We start from the raw sequence: 14,676 nt of genomic DNA, 5'->3' as shown, positions 1-14,676 counted from the left end.
GCGGGCGGCGCGACCGTCAGTCGTCGGCGCTCTCGGCGCTCACCGGCGAGGGCGCGCTCGGGGGCGAGTCCGGGCTGTCCGCGGGGACCGGCGCGGGAGCGGGGGCGGGCACCGGGGCCGGCGCCCGGGTCGGAGCCGGCGCGGGCGCCGGGGGCTGCGGCGCGGGCTCGGGAGAGGCGGCGGTGACGGCGCTGCGCTCGGGCGGGACCGTGGTCGCCTCGTCGGTCGTCGGCTCCTCGGTGGGCTCCTCGTCGGTCGTGGGCTCCTCCGGGGCCGCGGTGGGCGACCCGGGGACGTCGGTGCCCGGCGGGACGGTCACCGACTCGACGGTGTCGTCCTCCAGGTCCGCGCTCGCCAGGACGCTGCCGCCGACGACGGCGACGGCCGACAACGAACCCACGGCCACCCACGAACCCTTGATGCGCACCTCGTCGCCTCCGTCGATCTGTCGTCCCTGCGCCGGCCCGTCGCCGACGCCACCATCGTGCCCACCGCCGGTGAGCGTCGGCCGAGTGCACGATGAGAGCACTCTCATCTCGGCCGGGCGGCCACGTCCGGCGCGTCGCGCCTCGCCCGCCGGCTCCTGCCGCGCCCGGCACGTCCGGCGCCGGGTGGGCTCAGCCGATCGGCGGCGGCACGACGAACGGGCCGCTGACCCGGCCCGAGGCGAACTCGCGGGCCCGCGCGAGCCAGGCCTCGGCGGTGACGAGGCGGCCCTCCGCGTCCGCCCGCCAGCGGCCGTCGGCGCGCTTGGCCCCCGCGACCAGGGAGAGGGTGACGCCGGCCGCCCGGGTGCACACCTGGACGGGGTCGACCATCTGCTCGCACAGCTGCGCCCACCGGGCGAGCACGTGCGGGACCGCCGGGTACCGGTCGGGGGCCAGGTGCACGAGCACCGAGACGTGCCCCAGCAGGCAGGCCAGGTCGTCGCTGCGGTGGCCCGGGCCGAGCGAGTCGACGTCGAGCAGGCTGGAGACGGCGACGTACCCCTCGCGCGGGTCCATCAGCACGTTGGCCTCGTAGAAGTCCCCGTGCACGGGGACCACCGGCTGCGGCGGCCCGGCGTGCAGGAGCTGGTCGATGCCCTGGGCGAGGGCCCGCGTGCGCCCCTCGGCCTCCGGCAGGACGGTGGCCGCGGCGTGGGCGTAGTGCCCGGCCCGCTCCGACCAGGCCGAGCGCCGGGCGAGCTGCATGGCCGAGACCGGCAGGGTGTCCAGGGTGCGCACCAGGGCGTGCAGGACGGCGTCGGTATCGCGGCCCGGTCCGCGGTGCAGGACGCGGGCGAGGGACTCCCCCCTGCCCTCGGCGAGGACGGCCAGGCCCGCCGGCTCCTCGGCGACCACGGCCGGGGCGGGCACGCCGGCGGCGGTGAGCATCCGGTGGCGGCCCACCAGGTCGGCGAGCGCCACGGGCCGCACGACCTTGACGAAGTGCACGGTGCCCGAGGCGCCGGTCGCCCGCAGGACGGCGCGGCGCGTGGGGCGGTAGGCGACGAGCTCGAGGGAGACCTGCTCGCCGAGGCGGCGCGACATCTTCACCGAGTCGCAGGCCGTGGCCAGCGCGGGCAGCTCCGGGTCGGCGGGGTGGCGCCAGAGGTGGACCACCGGGCCGCGGCCGTCGGGCGGCTCGAGCCGGACCAGGCCCGGGCCGGCGTTCCTCGTCAGCCGCGCCGTCGTCGCGCACAGGTACTCCTCGGTGCGCTTGCGCGAGCCGTCCGAGGCGGTGCGCTCCACGGTGGCGGTGTAGCCCACCGTCACGCCCGCCCCCGGGCGGTGGTGGACGGTGTGCACGGCCCACTCGACCAGTCGTCCGTCGTCGGGCACGAGGGCCGAGGTGAGGACGTCACCGGCGTCGGGCCCGGTCAGCAGGGCGACGTCGGCCGGCTCCCTCATCGCCGCCGCCGAGATGCTCATGCTGGAAATGAGACCACACCCGGGGCCCGCCGCGCGCCACGACGATCAGGTTCCGTCGGCCCGCCCGGCCGGTCCCCTGTCCTGGCATGATGTCCCGATGCGCGACCTGGGCCGACTCCCGAAGGCCCACCTGCACCTGCACTTCACCGGGTCGATGCGCGTGCGCACGCTCGTCGACCTCGCCGCCGCCCAGGGCGTGCGCCTGCCGGAGAACCTCACCGACGACGAGGCGCTGCGGGTCCCGGCCGACAAGCGGGGCTGGTTCCGGTTCCAGCGCTCCTACGACGCCGCCCGCGCCGTGGTCCGCTCGGAGGCCGCGATGCGGCGGATCGTGGCCGAGGCCGCCGCCGACGACGCGGCCGAGGGCTCACGGCGCCTGGAGATCCAGGTCGACCCCACGTCCTACGCGCCGTTCGTCGGGGGGCTCACCCCCGCCCTGGAGATCGTCCTGGACGAGGCGGCGGCCGCCTCGCGCGCGACCGGCGTGCAGGTCGCCGTCATCGTCGCGGCCTCGCGGACCCGCCACCCGCTCGACGCGCGCACCCTGGCCCGGCTCGCCGCCCTGCACGCCGGGGACGGACCGGGGCAGGTCATCGGCTTCGGCCTGAGCAACGACGAGCGCCGCGGGGTCACCTCCGACTGGGCCGCCGCCTTCCGCATCGCCCGCAACGCCGGCCTGGCCGCGGTCCCCCACGGCGGGGAGCTGCTGGGCCCCGACCATGTCGCCGACGTCCTCGCCCACCTGCACCCCGACCGGCTCGGCCACGGGGTGCGGCTCGCCGAGTCGCCCGACCTGCTCGCCCGGGTCGTCGACGCCGGCATCGCCCTCGAGGTCTGTCCCGCCTCGAACGTCTCCCTCGGCGTCTACCCCACCCCGGCCGAGGTCCCCCTGCGCACGCTCGTCGACGCCGGCGCCCAGGTCGCCCTCGGTGCCGACGACCCGCTGCTGTTCCTCTCGCGACTGACCGACCAGTACGTCGCCGCCCGCGAGGTGCACGGGATGATCGACGCCGAGATCGCCTCCCTCGCCAAGGCCTCCCTGGCCGCCTCGCGCGCCGACCGCCGCGACGTCGCCCGGTGGGTCGCCGAGGTCGACGCCTGGCTCGCCGCCCCCGACGACGGTGCCCCGCCCGCGCGGGACCCTCGGTGAGCCCTCGCCTGCCCTGGTGGCGGCACCTCACGCTGCACGCCGCGGACCTGGCCTCCCCGCCGGCGGGCCAGCAGGTCCGCCTGCGCCCGGGCTCGCGCCGCAGCTCGGCCCGCCTCGCCCGGACCGCGACGTCGATGCAGCGCCTGGCGGGCAGCTTCGTGCGCGTGCACCGGATCGGCGCCCCCGGGCCCGGCGCGGACCGGCGCCGGCCGGACGTCCCCGGCGACGGGCGGGTGACCTTCGTGCTGCTGCACGGCGTCGGGCTGTCCTCGCGGTACCTGCTGCCGCTGGCCGAGGACCTGGCCGAGGCCGGGGAGGTCCTGCTGGTCGACCTGCCGGGCTTCGGCGACGTCCCGCCCCCGCCGCGCACGCTGGGTGTCGAGGGCCTGGCCGATCTCGTCGACGACGTGCTGGTCGCCGGCGGCGTGCGCGAGCCTGTACTCGTGGGGCACTCGATGGGCGCCCAGGTCGCCGTCGAGATGATGGCGCGCCGGCCGGACGCCTACCACCGGGCGGTCCTCGTCGGCCCGCCGGTCAACGCCGCCGAGCGCCGCCCGCTGCTGCAGCTGTGGCGCTACCTGCAGTCCGCCGTGCACGAGACGCACCGGCTCCGGCTCCTGGCGACCCGCTCCTACCTCACGGCCACGACGCGGTGGATGGCGGAGATCCTGCCCGAGGTCATGTCCTACCGGATCGAGGAACGCCTCGCGCTGGCCGCGCCGACGGCCCGGGTGACGATCCTGCACGGCGAGCACGACCGGCTCGTCCCCCGCGACTGGGCGGCGGACCTGGCCGGCCGGGTGGCGCACTGCCGGGTCGAGCTCGTGCCGGGGGCGGCGCACTCCGTGGTCGTCGAGGACCATCCGGCGGTCGTCCGCGCGGCCCTGTCCCATCTGGCCGCGGACGAGCGGTCCGGCCCCGGTTCCGCGGTGCCCCCGGGGTCGCCGGCCGACGACGGTCGGGGACTGACGGAGGACGGATGAGCCCGCGCCGCCCCGGTGGCACCGACCGGGCCGCCGTGAACGGGTCGGGCGCCGCCGGTGCCCGCGGTCGGGTCTCGCGCGCGCTCGAGCTCACCACCCGTCCGCTCGCGCACGGCCTGGACTACGCGTGGGTCGCGCTCACCGCCGCCCGCTCGGCGGGCGGTCTGCTGCGCCGCGGCACGTGGCGTCCCGGCCTCGCCGACCGGCCCGTGGCCGGGCACAGGCCCGCGGCCGGGCACAAGCCCGGGGCGGGACACCGCTCCGTGGCCCGGCACAAGCCCGGGACCGGCGCGGCGCTCGTCGTGCTGCTGCCGGGGGTCTACGAGTCCTGGCACATGCTCGCCCGGCTCGGCCGCTCGCTGTCCCGCCGGGGTCACCGGGTCGGCGTCGTGCCCGGCCTGGGGCTCAACGACCGCCCGATCCGGGAGGGCGCCCGTCGGACCGCGGCCTTCCTGGCCGCCGAGGACCTCACCGGCGTCGTGCTGGTGGCCCACTCCAAGGGGGGCCTCATCGGCAAGGCGACCATGCTCGGGCCCCAGGGTCACCGGGTGGCCGGTCTCGTCACGGTCGCGACGCCGTGGCGCGGCTCGGTCTGGGCCCGCGCCTTCCCGCCGCGCTCGGTCGTGGGCGCGCTGCGGCCCGCGCACCCCGACCTCGTGGCGCTCGCCGGCCGCACCGACGTCGACGCGCGCATCGTCTCCCTGTCCCCGGCCTGGGACCCGCACATCCCCGGCGGCTCCCACCTGCCCGGGGCGCTCAACATCACCCTGCCCGAGCGGGGGCACTTCCGGCCGCTCGGCTCCCGGTCCGTGCACGACCTCGTCGACGCCCACGTGCGCCGCCTCGCGGCCCGCACCGACGCCGACGCCGATGCAACGGGGCCGGGAGGTGGCGTCGCCCCAGGCTGAGCGCGACGTCGGCACCGTGGGTGCCGCTCCGGCCCGGTGTCGCGTCGGCCCGCTGTCACGTCGGCTCGCGCCGGTGCCACCCCGCGCCCTCCTACCTCGGGCCTCCGCGGAGGCCCGGCGCGACCGAGACCACCCACGCCCGCTGGGCACGCGTCTCGACGGCGCGACGGTGGTAGCGGGCGCGCACCCAGTCGACCGCGTCGCCGGCCGGGACCCCGCTGAGCACCGCGAGGACCGCCATCGCCGTGCCGGTACGGCCGACGCCCGCGCCGCAGGCGATCTCCACCCGTTCGTCCGCCGCGCGCCGGTGGGCCTCGCTCAGGGCCGCCAGCGCGTCCGGCGTCGAGCGCGGCAGGCGGAAGTCCGGCCATCGCACCCACCGGTAGGGCCACCCCGGGTCGTCCGGCTCGCGGCCCAGGAGGTAGACGGCCAGGTCGGGCGCCGGTACGTCGCCGCGCCGCCGGCGGGCGCCCGTGCCGCGCACGCGCCGCCCGTCGGGCAGGACGAGCACGCCGGGCTCCTGCCCCCAGGCCGTCACGCCGGCCCGCCACGGGCACCCGGCGCCTCGCCGGTCATCGCGTCAGAGCTCGACGCCGACGAGCACCGGCTCGGGGACGAGCTCGACCCCGTAGGTGGCCAGCACGCCGTCGCGCACCTCGCGGGCCAGCGCGAGGACGTCGGCGGCGCGGGCCCCGCCCCGGTTGGTCAGGGCGAGGGCGTGCTTGGAGGAGATCGCCGCGGGCCCGGGCAGCGCGTAGCCCTTGGTGAAGCCGGCGTGGTCGATGAGCCAGGCGGCCGAGGACTTCACCCAGGTCTCGCCCGAGCCGTCGGGGGCGGGGGCCTCGAACCGGGGCGCGCCGGCGGGCAGCCGCGCGGCGTCGTCGGGGCGCAGGACCGGGTTGGTGAAGAAGGACCCGGCCGACCAGGTGTCGTGGTCGGCGTCGTCGAGGACCATGCCCTTGCCGCGGCGCAGCTCGAGGACCGCCTCGCGGACCTCGGTCGAGGGCGCGCGGTCCCCGACCTCGACCCCCAGCCGCGCGGCGAGCTCGGCGTACCGCACGGGGGCGGACATGCGGGTGGGTGGGGACTGGAAGGCGACGTCGATGACGACCCAGCGGCCGGTGGGCCCCCACGTGCGGCCGCCACCGGCACCGGCGTCGGTCAGGGAGCGCTTGAGCACGGAGGTGCGGTAGCCGAGCCCGAGCTCGGACAGGGCGAGCGTGCGCGGGCGGCCGGTGAGCCGGTCCCAGGCGCGGACGTGGGAGATGACGCCGGAGACCTCCTGGCCGTAGGCGCCCACGTTCTGCACCGGGGTCGCACCGGTCGAGCCCGGGATGCCGGACAGCGCCTCGAACCCGGAGGCGCCCTCGGCGACCGCCCGGGCAACGACGTCGTCCCACACGGCGCCGGCGGGCGCGGAGAACTGGCCGCCGCCGCACCCGGCCACGCTCTCGACCATGAGCTCGCGGCGGGTGTCACGCACGACGACGCCGTCGAAGCCCTCGTCGGCGACGAGCAGGTTGGAGCCGCCGCCGAGGACGAGCAGCGGGCGACCCGCCTCGTCGGCGTCGCGCACGGCGTCGATGATCTCCGCCTCGCTGCCGGCCTCGACGAGCGTGCCGATCGGGCCGCCGACGCGCAGCGTGGTGGCCTGCGCGAAGGTCGTCGGGGCCGCGGTGTCCGAGCCGGGGTTCCGGCCCGGCGTCGTCACCCGGTCCGCGTTCACAGCGACCGCGCCAGGTCGACGAGGACCCGGGCCCGGGTGAGGACCGAGACGCCCTCGTGCCGCACGTCGACGTCGACCCGCACCTGGGTGCCGTCCACCGCCCCGGCGACGCCGACGACCTCGATCGTCGTGCCCTCGCCCGCGGGGACGACGACGGGGCGGGAGAACCGGGTCTGGACGTCGAGCACGGCGGTCGGCCCGCCCGCCCAGGTCTCCACCTGGGCGGCGGCGATGCCGAGGGTGGCCATGCCGTGGGCGATGACGCCGGGCAGGTCCACCGAGGCCGCGACGGCGTCGTCGTGGTGGATGGGGTTGAAGTCGCCCGAGGCGCCCGCGTACCGCACGAGGGTGGTGCGGGTGACCGGGACGGTGGCGCGGAGCAGCTCCTCGCCGACCTCGGGGATGCGGCGCGGGTCGGTGGCGCTCATGCCTCACCCCGCACGGCGAGCGTGGAGGTCACGGTCGCCACCGGCTCGGAGGTGCCCTCCTCGGCGATGTCCGCCCGGGTGGTGACGAGGGTGAGGGCCCCGCGGGCGAGGATCCGCTCGACGAGCACGGTGGTGCGCAGCCGGTCGCCGGCGACGATCGGACGGTGGTGGGCGATGCGCTCGTCGGCGTGGACGACCCGGGAGAAGTCGATGCCGGACTCGGGCGAGGCCACGTAGGCCTGCTCGGCGCGCTGGGCGAGGACCACGGCGAAGGTGGGCGGGGCGACGACGTCGGCGTAGCCGGCGGCCCGGGCGGCCTCGGCGTCGAGGTGCAGCGGGTGGGTCGCGCCGGTCGCCTCGGCCATCTCGACGATCTTGGCGGCGGAGACCACGTAGGTCTCGGTGGGCGCATAGCTGCGCCCCGCGAGCGTCGTGTCGACGCCGACGGGGCGCGCAGGGGTCTCGGTCATCCGCCCAGGCTAGCCGGGCGTGGGCCGAGCGATCAGCGGGTCTCGCGGTGACCGGTCTTCGCGTTGCAGCGCGGGCAGAACTTCTGCAGCTGCAGGCGGTCCGGGGTGTTCCGCTTGTTCTTCTTGGTGATGTAGTTCCGGCCCTTGCAGTTCTCGCAGGCCAGGGTGATCTTCGGGCGGATGTCCGCCGACTTGGTGGCCATGGTGTCCTCGTTCCTGATCGCTGTGCCAGCGCCGTCGATGTGCGGGCCGGGCGCGGTAGCGGGAGGGGGGCTCGAACCCCCGACCTCACGATTATGAGTCGTGCGCTCTGACCAGCTGAGCTACCCCGCCACGCGTCCACGGGTCCAACCGCGCATGGACGACGGCTATTCCGTGAACCTGAGCCCCGAAAGGGAATCGAACCCTTGACCTTCTCCTTACCATGGAGACGCTCTGCCGACTGAGCTATCGGGGCACCCCCGAGGACCAAGGTCTCCGGGGCAGCGCGGACGAGCCTACAACGGCGCCGCGGGCCGGGGCCAACCACGGCGGCCCCCTGGGCGGTGAGTGTGCTCACACGCACCGACGGCGGTGGGCCGGGTCACGCTCCCGCCCGTGCGGGAGCGGGTCGGCGGGCGCCGTCGTCGCGTCGTCGTCGCCCCCAGGTCCTCACCCCGGCGTCGGGGCCGGCGGCCGGGAACGACGAAGGCCGGACCCGTGGGTCACGGGTCCGGCCGGTCGGTGGCGAGTGCAGGATTCGAACCTGCGAAGCTTGCGCGGCTGATTTACAGTCAGCTCCCTTTGGCCGCTCGGGCAACTCGCCGGGAACACCCCCTGGGGTGCGGATGGCACGATATCAACATCCGGCCGCAGACCCCGCACCGGATGCGGGAGGTCTGCGTCACCCCCGCCCCTGTGGGCCCGACCAGTGGAGGAGCCATGGCCGACTCGTCGTTCGACATCGTCTCGAAGGTGGACCGTCAGGAGGTCGACAACGCGGTCAACCAGGCCGCCAAGGAGATCGGCCAGCGCTACGACTTCCGGGGCGTGGGCGCCTCGGTCGAGCTCAAGGGCGACGTGGTGGCGATGGCCGCCAACACCGCCGAGCGCACGCTGGCCGTCCTCGACGTGCTCGAGACGAAGCTCGTCCGCCGCGGCGTCTCGCTCAAGGCGCTCGACCTCGGCGAGAAGGAGCCCGTCCAGTCCGGCAAGGAGTTCCGCCTGGCCGGGCCGCTGAAGGAGGGGCTGAGCCAGGAGGTGGCGAAGAAGATCACCAAGCTCATCCGCGACGAGGGCCCCAAGGGTGTCAAGTCCACCATCACCGGCGACGAGATCCGGGTGAGCTCGAAGTCCCGCGACGACCTCCAGGCCGTCATCGCGCTGCTCAAGCGGGCCGACGACATCGACGCCGCCCTGCAGTTCGTCAACTACCGCTGACCGTCCCGCTCGGGGGCGCGGTTCGTCGTCGGGGGCGGTTCCGACCGACCCCGCCCCCGACGACGGTGCTCACTCGCCAGGCAGATTCCTGCTCACTCGCCAGAGCTGGAGGGGGACGAGGCGCGGGAGACGGCGAGCAGGCGCGGCAGGACGTCGGCCATCGTCACGACGCCGACCCGCCCGTCCGCGGCGGTCACCAGCGCCAGCTGGTGGCGCCCGAGCCGCATGAGGTTCGTGGCGCTGGGCAGCGGGGTGTCGGCGTCCAGGCGCAGCAGCGGCCGCACGTACGGCGTGACCGGCTGCCCGGGACCGTCGGCCGAGAGCGTGTCGCGCACGTGCACGGCTCCCGTGTACCGGCCCCCCGTGCCCACGAGCAGGCGCAGGTGCCCCGAGGAGCGGGCGAGGTCCTGCGCGTCCTGCACGGTGGCGCCGGGCTCGAGCGCCGCCACCGGCTCGCCGTCGAGCAGCTCGCCGATCGTGGCCGAGCGCAGGTCGAGGACCCGGTTGAGCGACTCCTGGTAGGCCGGGTCGAGCACGCCGACGTCCGCGGAGTGCTCCACCAGCGCCCGCAGGGCGTCGGGGTCCTGACCGGCGTGGACCTCGTCGACCGGCTCGATGCCGAAGCGTCGTACGAGGGCGTTGGCCTGGTGGTTGAGGATCTTGAGCATCGGCCGGAAGACCCACAGGAACCCGCGCATGGGGATCGCGAGCATCATCGCCGACCGCTCCGGATGGGCGATCGCCCAGGACTTCGGCGCCATCTCCCCGACCACGAGGTGGAGGAAGGTGACGACGACCAGGGCCAGGACGAAGGCCACGACGTCGGCCGCCACGTAGGGCATGCCGGTGAGCTCGAGCAGCGGGGTCAACGCGTGGTGCACCGCGGGCTTCGTGGTCGCCCCCAGCGCGAGCGTGCAGACGGTGATGCCGAGCTGGGAGCCGGCGAGCAGGAGAGTGAGCTCCGAGGAGCTGCGCAGCGCGGCCCGGGCGGTGCGCGAGGACGGGGCGAGCTCCTCGATGCGGTGCCGCTTGGCCGAGACGAGGGAGAACTCGGTCGCCACGAAGAAGGCGCTGAGCGCGATGAGCGCGATCGTCACCACGACCGTCACGAGCGGGCTCATGCCGGCACCTCGCCCTCGGACCGGGCCGGCCGGGGCGCGTCCGCGCCACCCCCGTCGCCGTCATCGTCGCCGTCGCCACCGTGTGGTTCCGCGTCGTCGCCCGCCTCCTCGGCGTCGGTCACGGTCAGGCGCAGCAGACCGGGGACCCAGGTGTCGACCTCGAGGACCTCGGCGCGCAGGACGCGCGGCACCGGGTTGTCGTTCCGCGCGAACTCGCCGGGGTCGACCCCCAGCTCGACGTCGACGGTGTCCCCGACCTCGGGCAGGCCGTCGGCGACGTCGATGACCAGGCCCGCGATCGTCTCGTAGTCGCCGTCGGGCAGCTCGACCCCGAGGGCACGCTCGACCTCGTCCAGGGGCACGCCGCCGGGCGCGAGCCAGACCCCCTCCTCCGGGCCCGGGCGGACCTCGAGGGGCGCGGGGTCGTGCTCGTCGGCGATCTCGCCGACGACCTCCTCGGCGAGGTCCTCCAGGGTGAGCACGCCGGTGAAGCCGCCGTACTCGTCGACGACGCAGGCGAGCCGGCCGCCCTGGCCGAGCTGGTCGAGGGCGGAGCTGAGCGACTCCAGGTGGGAGACCACCAGGGGGGCGCGCATGATGTCGGTGACCGGCGCGTCGTCGGGCAGGGCGGTGCCCAGGACGTCGTTGAGGTCGACGAAGCCGAGGACCTGCTCGGAGTCGGTGGCGAGCACCGGGTAGCGGGTGTGCCCGCCGGCCATGACCTCGCGCACCTCCCCCACCATGAGCCCCTCGCGGACGACGTCGACCTGCGCGCGCGGGATCATCGCGTGCTCGACGTCGCGGTCGTAGAAGTCGATGACGCGGTCGAGCAGCACGGACATGGCCGGGGACAGGGTCGCCGCCTCCCGCGACTCGGCGACGATGCTGCGCAGGTCGCGCGCGGTCGCCGAGTGCTCGACGTCGTGGACCGGCTCGATGCGCAGCATCCGCAGCAGGAGGTTCGAGGCCTGGTCGAAGATCCTGATGAGCCAGCCGAGCAGCCGCAGGTACCAGGTGGTCGACGGGGCGAGCGCGTCGGCGAGCGGCCCCGGCGAGGCGATGGCGACGTTCTTGGGGAACAGCTCGCCGAAGAGCATCTGGACGTAGGTGGAGAAGATGAGGGCGATCGCCGCCCCCAGACCCACCGCGACGGCGGTCGTCAGCCCGGTCGAGCCGAGGATCTCACCGAAGGCCTGACCGACGAGGGGCTCGGCGACGTACCCGACGAGCAGACCGGTGACGGTGATGCCGAGCTGGGCGCCCGAGAGCATGAACGAGGTCCGGCGGGTGATCGCCAGGGACCGGGCGGCGCGCTCGTCGCCCGCGGCGGCACGGGCCGCGAGCCGTGAGCGGTCCACGGAGATGTAGGCGAACTCCTGGGCGACGAAGTACGCGGTGGCCGCCGTGATGAGGACGATGACCAGGACGCCGACAAGGATCGACACCGCTGGACTCACTCCGCACCCCCTCGGTCCGTTCCGTCAGGGGGCGCGGGGCTGGTACTTCGGCCGGGCATCGGGGTCCTTGGGTAGGCGATGGAGGACGCGAGCAGGGTACCGGCCCGGAGGCCGTCGCGTGCACGCCGCCCCGGGGGACGTGCACGCGGAGCACGTGCGCCGGCGCGAGACGTGCGCGGTCGGGGGACGTGCGCCGCCGCCCGGGCCCGCCCCGCCGGTGACCTACCCTGCCCCCGTGCCGCACGACCCGTCGAGATACGCCGCCGCTCCCCCGCCCGGAGGCCGGGGCACCAACCCCTACGACGGGGTCCCGCGCGCATCGGCGGGCGCGCGGACGAGCGATGCCGGTGCTCCGAGCCAGGGCGGCGGACCGGGCCACGCCGCCGCACCGGCCGGCGACGACGTCGAGCGGCTGCGTGCGGGGGCCGACACCTCGCCGTGGGGCGCCGCGCGGGGCAGGACCGGGGCCACCGGCCCCGCCCCCTGGGCCACCGCCCCGGGGACCGCGCCCGGCGCCACCACCTCGGGGCCCGCCCCGGGCACGACCACGTCGGGTCTCACGCCGGTCGCAGCCACCCCCGCCGCCGCTCCCGACGCCGGTCGGTCGCCCCGGGCGCTCGTCGGCCGGGTCCTGCACGGCGTGGTCCGCACCGGCCGCTGGCTCATCCTGGTCTGCGTCGTGGCCTTCGCGGTCGGGGTCGGGATCAACATCGCCATGGGGCAGGGCGGTACCCGCGTGCCGCTCGACGGCCGGACGGTCGAGGTCACCGTCGACCGCGGCAGCGACGCCTGGCTCTGGTACCCGGAGGACCAGCACGCCGTGCGGTGCACCGCCCACGACCCCGACGGGCTCGAGCTGCGGTCCTGGTGGCTGCTCCGCCAGATCACGAGCGAGGACCACGAGTCCGCCCGGGTGATCCCGAGCGGGACGACCGGCAGCTTCGAGATCGCGTGCGAGCCGTTCGAGGACGACCTGCTCGAGGCCCCGCCGACCTGGGCGTCCGTCCGCGTCGACGAGGCGCCGTCCGCCGCGATGGTCGAGACGTACTTCCGGCTGGCGTGGGTCGGTGTGGTGGGCACGCCCGTGGTCGCCGCCGTCACCGCCGTCGTGTGGATCGCGTGGGGCGTCCTGCGCTCGGCGAGGATCCTGCCCCGCCTGCGCCCCTGAGCCGAGCATCGGCGAGGGCCCGGCCGCGTGACCGCCCCGACTACGGGACCGGCCGGAACTCCTCGAACGAGGCACTTAGCCCGGGCACCCAGCCCCGCGCCGCCCAGCGCGAGAGGATGCCCATCCTCATCTCGTAGTGGCCCGGTTCGAACGTGGCCGCCACGGCGTCGTGGTTGTCCCTGGTGACCCCGTCGCGGTAGGCCATGGTGCCGCAGTCCGCGGTCTCGATCCTCACCAGGAAGGCGCTCGGCGAGTTCATGCCGCCCTGCCGGCCCTCGGCCGCCACCACCTCGCACCGCACCCACTCCTCACGCGTGCCGCCGAGGACGAGAGCCGCCACCGAGATGACGAACACCACGCAAAGCACCACCGCGATGATGCGCTGGACGAGCGGAAAGATCGCCGACCGCTTCGGGCGGTCGGTCGGGTCGTCGCTGCCGGGCGGCACGGATTCCTCTCGAGCGGGGGGCGGGCCGATCAGTAGAGCGGGCCGACGTCCTCCTGGCCGCGGGAGATGCCGGTCATCGCCTCGCGGGAGACGACCTTGACCCGCTCGCGCACGTGCGCGTCGCTCTCGCCCAGGCGCCGCTCGTAGGCGTCGAGCAGCTCCCAGCCCGACCAGTCCGTCCACGGCACGCCGGCGGCGTCCAGCTCGGCGATGAGCGCCTCGCGCCCGCCGCGCTCGTCGCCGTCCCCGACGACGCCGGCCTCGACGTCCTCGACGACGTGGCCGATCGTCTGCTGGGCGTCGGACTTGGTCGAGCCGATGAGGCCCACCGGGCCGCGCTTGATCCAGCCGGTGACGAACACCCCGGGCACGGTCTCGCCGTCGTCGCCCAGGACGCGGCCCTCGATGTTGGGGATGACCCCGCCCCGGACGTCGAAGGGCAGGCCGTCGATGGGCGAGGAGTAGTAGCCCACGGCGCGGTAGACGGCCTGCACGGGGGTCTCGACGAACTCGCCGGTCCCGCGCACGGAGCCGTCCCCGGTCAGCTCGGTGCGCTCGGTGCGCAGCGCGGTCACGCCCTCCTCGGGCGAGCCGAGGACGGCGGCCGGGGCGTGGAACAGGTGCAGGTGGATGCGCCGGGAGGCGGTGAGCGTCGCGGGGTCGCGCATGGCCAGGTCCATCAGGGTGTTGACGACCTGCTTGGTCTGGTTCGAGGAGCGGATCGCCTCCTCGGAACCCTCGTCGAAGTGGAAGTCCTCCTCGTCGACCAGCAGGTCGACGTCGGGGACCTTCGCGAGCTCGCGCAGCTCGAGCGGCGTGAACTTCACCTGCGCGGGGCCGCGGCGCCCGAACAGGTGCACGTCGGTCACCGGCGAGGCCTCGAGCCCGGCGACGACGTTGGCGGGCACCTCGGTGCTCAGCAGGTCCTTGGGGTGCTTGGCCAGGATGCGGGCCACGTCCAGGGCGACGTTGCCGACGCCGAGCACGGCGATCTCGCGGGCCGCCAGCGGCCAGGTGCGCGGCACGTCGGGGTGGCCGTCGTACCAGGAGACGAAGTCCGCGGCGCCGTGCACGCCCGGCAGGTCGACGCCGGGCAGCTCGAGCGGGGCGTCCGCGTCGGCGCCGGAGGAGATGACGACGACGTCGTACAGCTCGCGCAGGCGCGCCAGGGAGACGTCCTGCCCGACGTTGACGTTGCCGAGCAGCCGGACGTCCCCGCGGGCGAGCACCTTCTCCAGCGCGCGGATGATCGCCTTGATCCGCGGGTGGTCGGGGGCGACGCCGTAGCGGACCAGGCCGAAGGGGGCGGGGAGCCTCTCGAGGAGGTCGATGCGCACGTCCAGGCCGGAGGCGGCGAGGATGTCGGCCGCGTAGGTGCCGGCGGGTCCGGCGCCCACCAGGGCGACGTGCAGGGGGCGTGAGCTGGTCACTGCGTCCTCTCGGTGCGGTGGCTGAGGTCCGAGGGACAGTCTAGGTCGGCGTCGG

General features: G+C 75.6%; 16 protein-coding genes and 3 tRNA genes. 5 read left to right on the top strand and 14 right to left on the bottom strand.

All coding sequences use genetic code 11. From position 1 onward, the window contains the following. Window positions 1-16: 16 nt before the first annotated feature. Both AC3D3D_RS12270 and AC3D3D_RS12265 read right to left on the bottom strand, forming a co-directional pair. Window positions 17-427 (bottom strand): hypothetical protein, encoded by a 411-nt coding sequence (locus AC3D3D_RS12270; protein WP_463661705.1) that lies wholly within the window; start codon window positions 425-427, stop codon window positions 17-19. 190 nt (window positions 428-617) lie between these two features. Next, window positions 618-1,913 carry a phosphotransferase family protein gene (locus AC3D3D_RS12265; protein ID WP_463661706.1) on the bottom strand — a complete coding sequence of 432 codons (1,296 nt, stop codon included), beginning with the start codon at window positions 1,911-1,913 and terminating at the stop codon, window positions 618-620. A 97-nt stretch (window positions 1,914-2,010) separates the two neighbouring features. Here AC3D3D_RS12265 and AC3D3D_RS12260 point away from each other — a divergent pair, with 97 nt between their 5' ends. The 3 genes from AC3D3D_RS12260 to AC3D3D_RS12250 are packed head-to-tail and all read left to right on the top strand — an operon-like array spanning window position 2,011 to window position 4,954. Continuing rightward, the gene (locus AC3D3D_RS12260) at window positions 2,011-3,063 is read left to right on the top strand and encodes an adenosine deaminase (protein ID WP_463661707.1); all 1,053 of its coding nucleotides are present in this window, start codon (window positions 2,011-2,013) and stop codon (window positions 3,061-3,063) included. After that, window positions 3,060-4,046, top strand: coding sequence for an alpha/beta fold hydrolase (locus AC3D3D_RS12255; protein WP_463661708.1), 987 nt, complete (start codon window positions 3,060-3,062; stop codon window positions 4,044-4,046). The genes AC3D3D_RS12260 and AC3D3D_RS12255 overlap by 4 nt, the downstream gene beginning before the upstream one ends. Then, window positions 4,043-4,954, top strand: a complete 912-nt coding sequence (locus AC3D3D_RS12250) for an esterase/lipase family protein (protein ID WP_463661709.1) — start codon at window positions 4,043-4,045, stop codon at window positions 4,952-4,954. The genes AC3D3D_RS12255 and AC3D3D_RS12250 overlap by 4 nt, the downstream gene beginning before the upstream one ends. A gap of 91 nt (window positions 4,955-5,045) precedes the next feature. On the opposite strand, the gene AC3D3D_RS12245 is transcribed toward AC3D3D_RS12250, so the two are convergent. From AC3D3D_RS12245 to AC3D3D_RS12210, 8 genes are all read right to left on the bottom strand, one after another. Continuing rightward, window positions 5,046-5,492, bottom strand: a complete 447-nt coding sequence (locus tag AC3D3D_RS12245; RefSeq protein ID WP_488512073.1) for a protein-tyrosine phosphatase family protein — start codon at window positions 5,490-5,492, stop codon at window positions 5,046-5,048. A gap of 42 nt (window positions 5,493-5,534) precedes the next feature. Continuing rightward, the gene (locus tag AC3D3D_RS12240) at window positions 5,535-6,665 is read right to left on the bottom strand and encodes a UDP-N-acetylmuramate dehydrogenase (protein ID WP_463661711.1); all 1,131 of its coding nucleotides are present in this window, start codon (window positions 6,663-6,665) and stop codon (window positions 5,535-5,537) included. Between the two features lie 11 nt (window positions 6,666-6,676). Further along, window positions 6,677-7,108, bottom strand: a complete 432-nt coding sequence (locus tag AC3D3D_RS12235) for a MaoC/PaaZ C-terminal domain-containing protein (RefSeq protein WP_463661712.1) — start codon at window positions 7,106-7,108, stop codon at window positions 6,677-6,679. Continuing rightward, window positions 7,105-7,578 (bottom strand): FAS1-like dehydratase domain-containing protein, encoded by a 474-nt coding sequence (locus tag AC3D3D_RS12230; protein ID WP_463661713.1) that lies wholly within the window; start codon window positions 7,576-7,578, stop codon window positions 7,105-7,107. The genes AC3D3D_RS12235 and AC3D3D_RS12230 overlap by 4 nt, the downstream gene beginning before the upstream one ends. A gap of 32 nt (window positions 7,579-7,610) precedes the next feature. Continuing rightward, window positions 7,611-7,781 carry a 50S ribosomal protein L33 gene (gene rpmG / locus AC3D3D_RS12225; protein WP_463661714.1) on the bottom strand — a complete coding sequence of 57 codons (171 nt, stop codon included), beginning with the start codon at window positions 7,779-7,781 and terminating at the stop codon, window positions 7,611-7,613. A 56-nt stretch (window positions 7,782-7,837) separates the two neighbouring features. Then, window positions 7,838-7,911: transfer RNA gene (locus AC3D3D_RS12220), tRNA-Met, on the bottom strand. A 51-nt stretch (window positions 7,912-7,962) separates the two neighbouring features. Then, window positions 7,963-8,035 (bottom strand) — tRNA-Thr (locus AC3D3D_RS12215). A gap of 267 nt (window positions 8,036-8,302) precedes the next feature. Then, a tRNA-Tyr gene (locus AC3D3D_RS12210) sits at window positions 8,303-8,383 on the bottom strand. A gap of 116 nt (window positions 8,384-8,499) precedes the next feature. Between AC3D3D_RS12210 and AC3D3D_RS12205 the strand changes: the two genes are divergently transcribed. After that, window positions 8,500-8,997, top strand: a complete 498-nt coding sequence (locus AC3D3D_RS12205) for a YajQ family cyclic di-GMP-binding protein (RefSeq protein ID WP_463661715.1) — start codon at window positions 8,500-8,502, stop codon at window positions 8,995-8,997. Window positions 8,998-9,089: 92 nt separating this feature from the next. On the opposite strand, the gene AC3D3D_RS12200 is transcribed toward AC3D3D_RS12205, so the two are convergent. Beyond that, complete coding sequence (locus AC3D3D_RS12200; RefSeq protein WP_463661716.1) at window positions 9,090-10,118, bottom strand: hemolysin family protein; 1,029 nt, start codon at window positions 10,116-10,118, stop codon at window positions 9,090-9,092. Further along, a complete protein-coding gene (locus tag AC3D3D_RS12195) occupies window positions 10,115-11,563 on the bottom strand; it encodes a hemolysin family protein (protein ID WP_463661717.1) in 1,449 nt (482 codons plus the stop codon). The genes AC3D3D_RS12200 and AC3D3D_RS12195 overlap by 4 nt, the downstream gene beginning before the upstream one ends. 247 nt (window positions 11,564-11,810) lie before the next feature. Here AC3D3D_RS12195 and AC3D3D_RS12190 point away from each other — a divergent pair, with 247 nt between their 5' ends. Next, window positions 11,811-12,743 (top strand): hypothetical protein, encoded by a 933-nt coding sequence (locus AC3D3D_RS12190; protein WP_463661718.1) that lies wholly within the window; start codon window positions 11,811-11,813, stop codon window positions 12,741-12,743. A 40-nt stretch (window positions 12,744-12,783) separates the two neighbouring features. On the opposite strand, the gene AC3D3D_RS12185 is transcribed toward AC3D3D_RS12190, so the two are convergent. Continuing rightward, window positions 12,784-13,191 carry a hypothetical protein gene (locus AC3D3D_RS12185; protein WP_463661719.1) on the bottom strand — a complete coding sequence of 136 codons (408 nt, stop codon included), beginning with the start codon at window positions 13,189-13,191 and terminating at the stop codon, window positions 12,784-12,786. Between the two features lie 29 nt (window positions 13,192-13,220). Further along, on the bottom strand, window positions 13,221-14,621 hold the full coding sequence (locus tag AC3D3D_RS12180) for an FAD-dependent oxidoreductase (protein WP_463661720.1): 1,401 nt from the start codon (window positions 14,619-14,621) through the stop codon (window positions 13,221-13,223). Window positions 14,622-14,676 lie beyond the last annotated feature (55 nt).

It is taken from the genome of Georgenia sp. X1117 (assembly GCF_057784635.1).
Note: the sequence above shows the minus strand (reverse complement) of the source record. Positions and strands in the feature narration are given on the sequence as shown.

Excerpts from the sequence above, each read along its gene's own strand:
- AC3D3D_RS12265 (WP_463661706.1), bottom strand. The coding sequence starts at position 1,913 with ATGAGCATCTCGGCGGCGGCGATGAGGGAGCCGGCCGACGTCGCCCTG.
- AC3D3D_RS12260 (WP_463661707.1), top strand. The coding sequence starts at position 2,011 with ATGCGCGACCTGGGCCGACTCCCGAAGGCCCACCTGCACCTGCACTTC.
- AC3D3D_RS12250 (WP_463661709.1), top strand. The coding sequence starts at position 4,043 with ATGAGCCCGCGCCGCCCCGGTGGCACCGACCGGGCCGCCGTGAACGGG.
- AC3D3D_RS12235 (WP_463661712.1), bottom strand. The coding sequence starts at position 7,108 with ATGAGCGCCACCGACCCGCGCCGCATCCCCGAGGTCGGCGAGGAGCTG.
- AC3D3D_RS12230 (WP_463661713.1), bottom strand. The coding sequence starts at position 7,578 with ATGACCGAGACCCCTGCGCGCCCCGTCGGCGTCGACACGACGCTCGCG.
- rpmG (WP_463661714.1), bottom strand. The coding sequence starts at position 7,781 with ATGGCCACCAAGTCGGCGGACATCCGCCCGAAGATCACCCTGGCCTGC.
- AC3D3D_RS12205 (WP_463661715.1), top strand. The coding sequence starts at position 8,500 with ATGGCCGACTCGTCGTTCGACATCGTCTCGAAGGTGGACCGTCAGGAG.
- AC3D3D_RS12200 (WP_463661716.1), bottom strand. The coding sequence starts at position 10,118 with ATGAGCCCGCTCGTGACGGTCGTGGTGACGATCGCGCTCATCGCGCTC.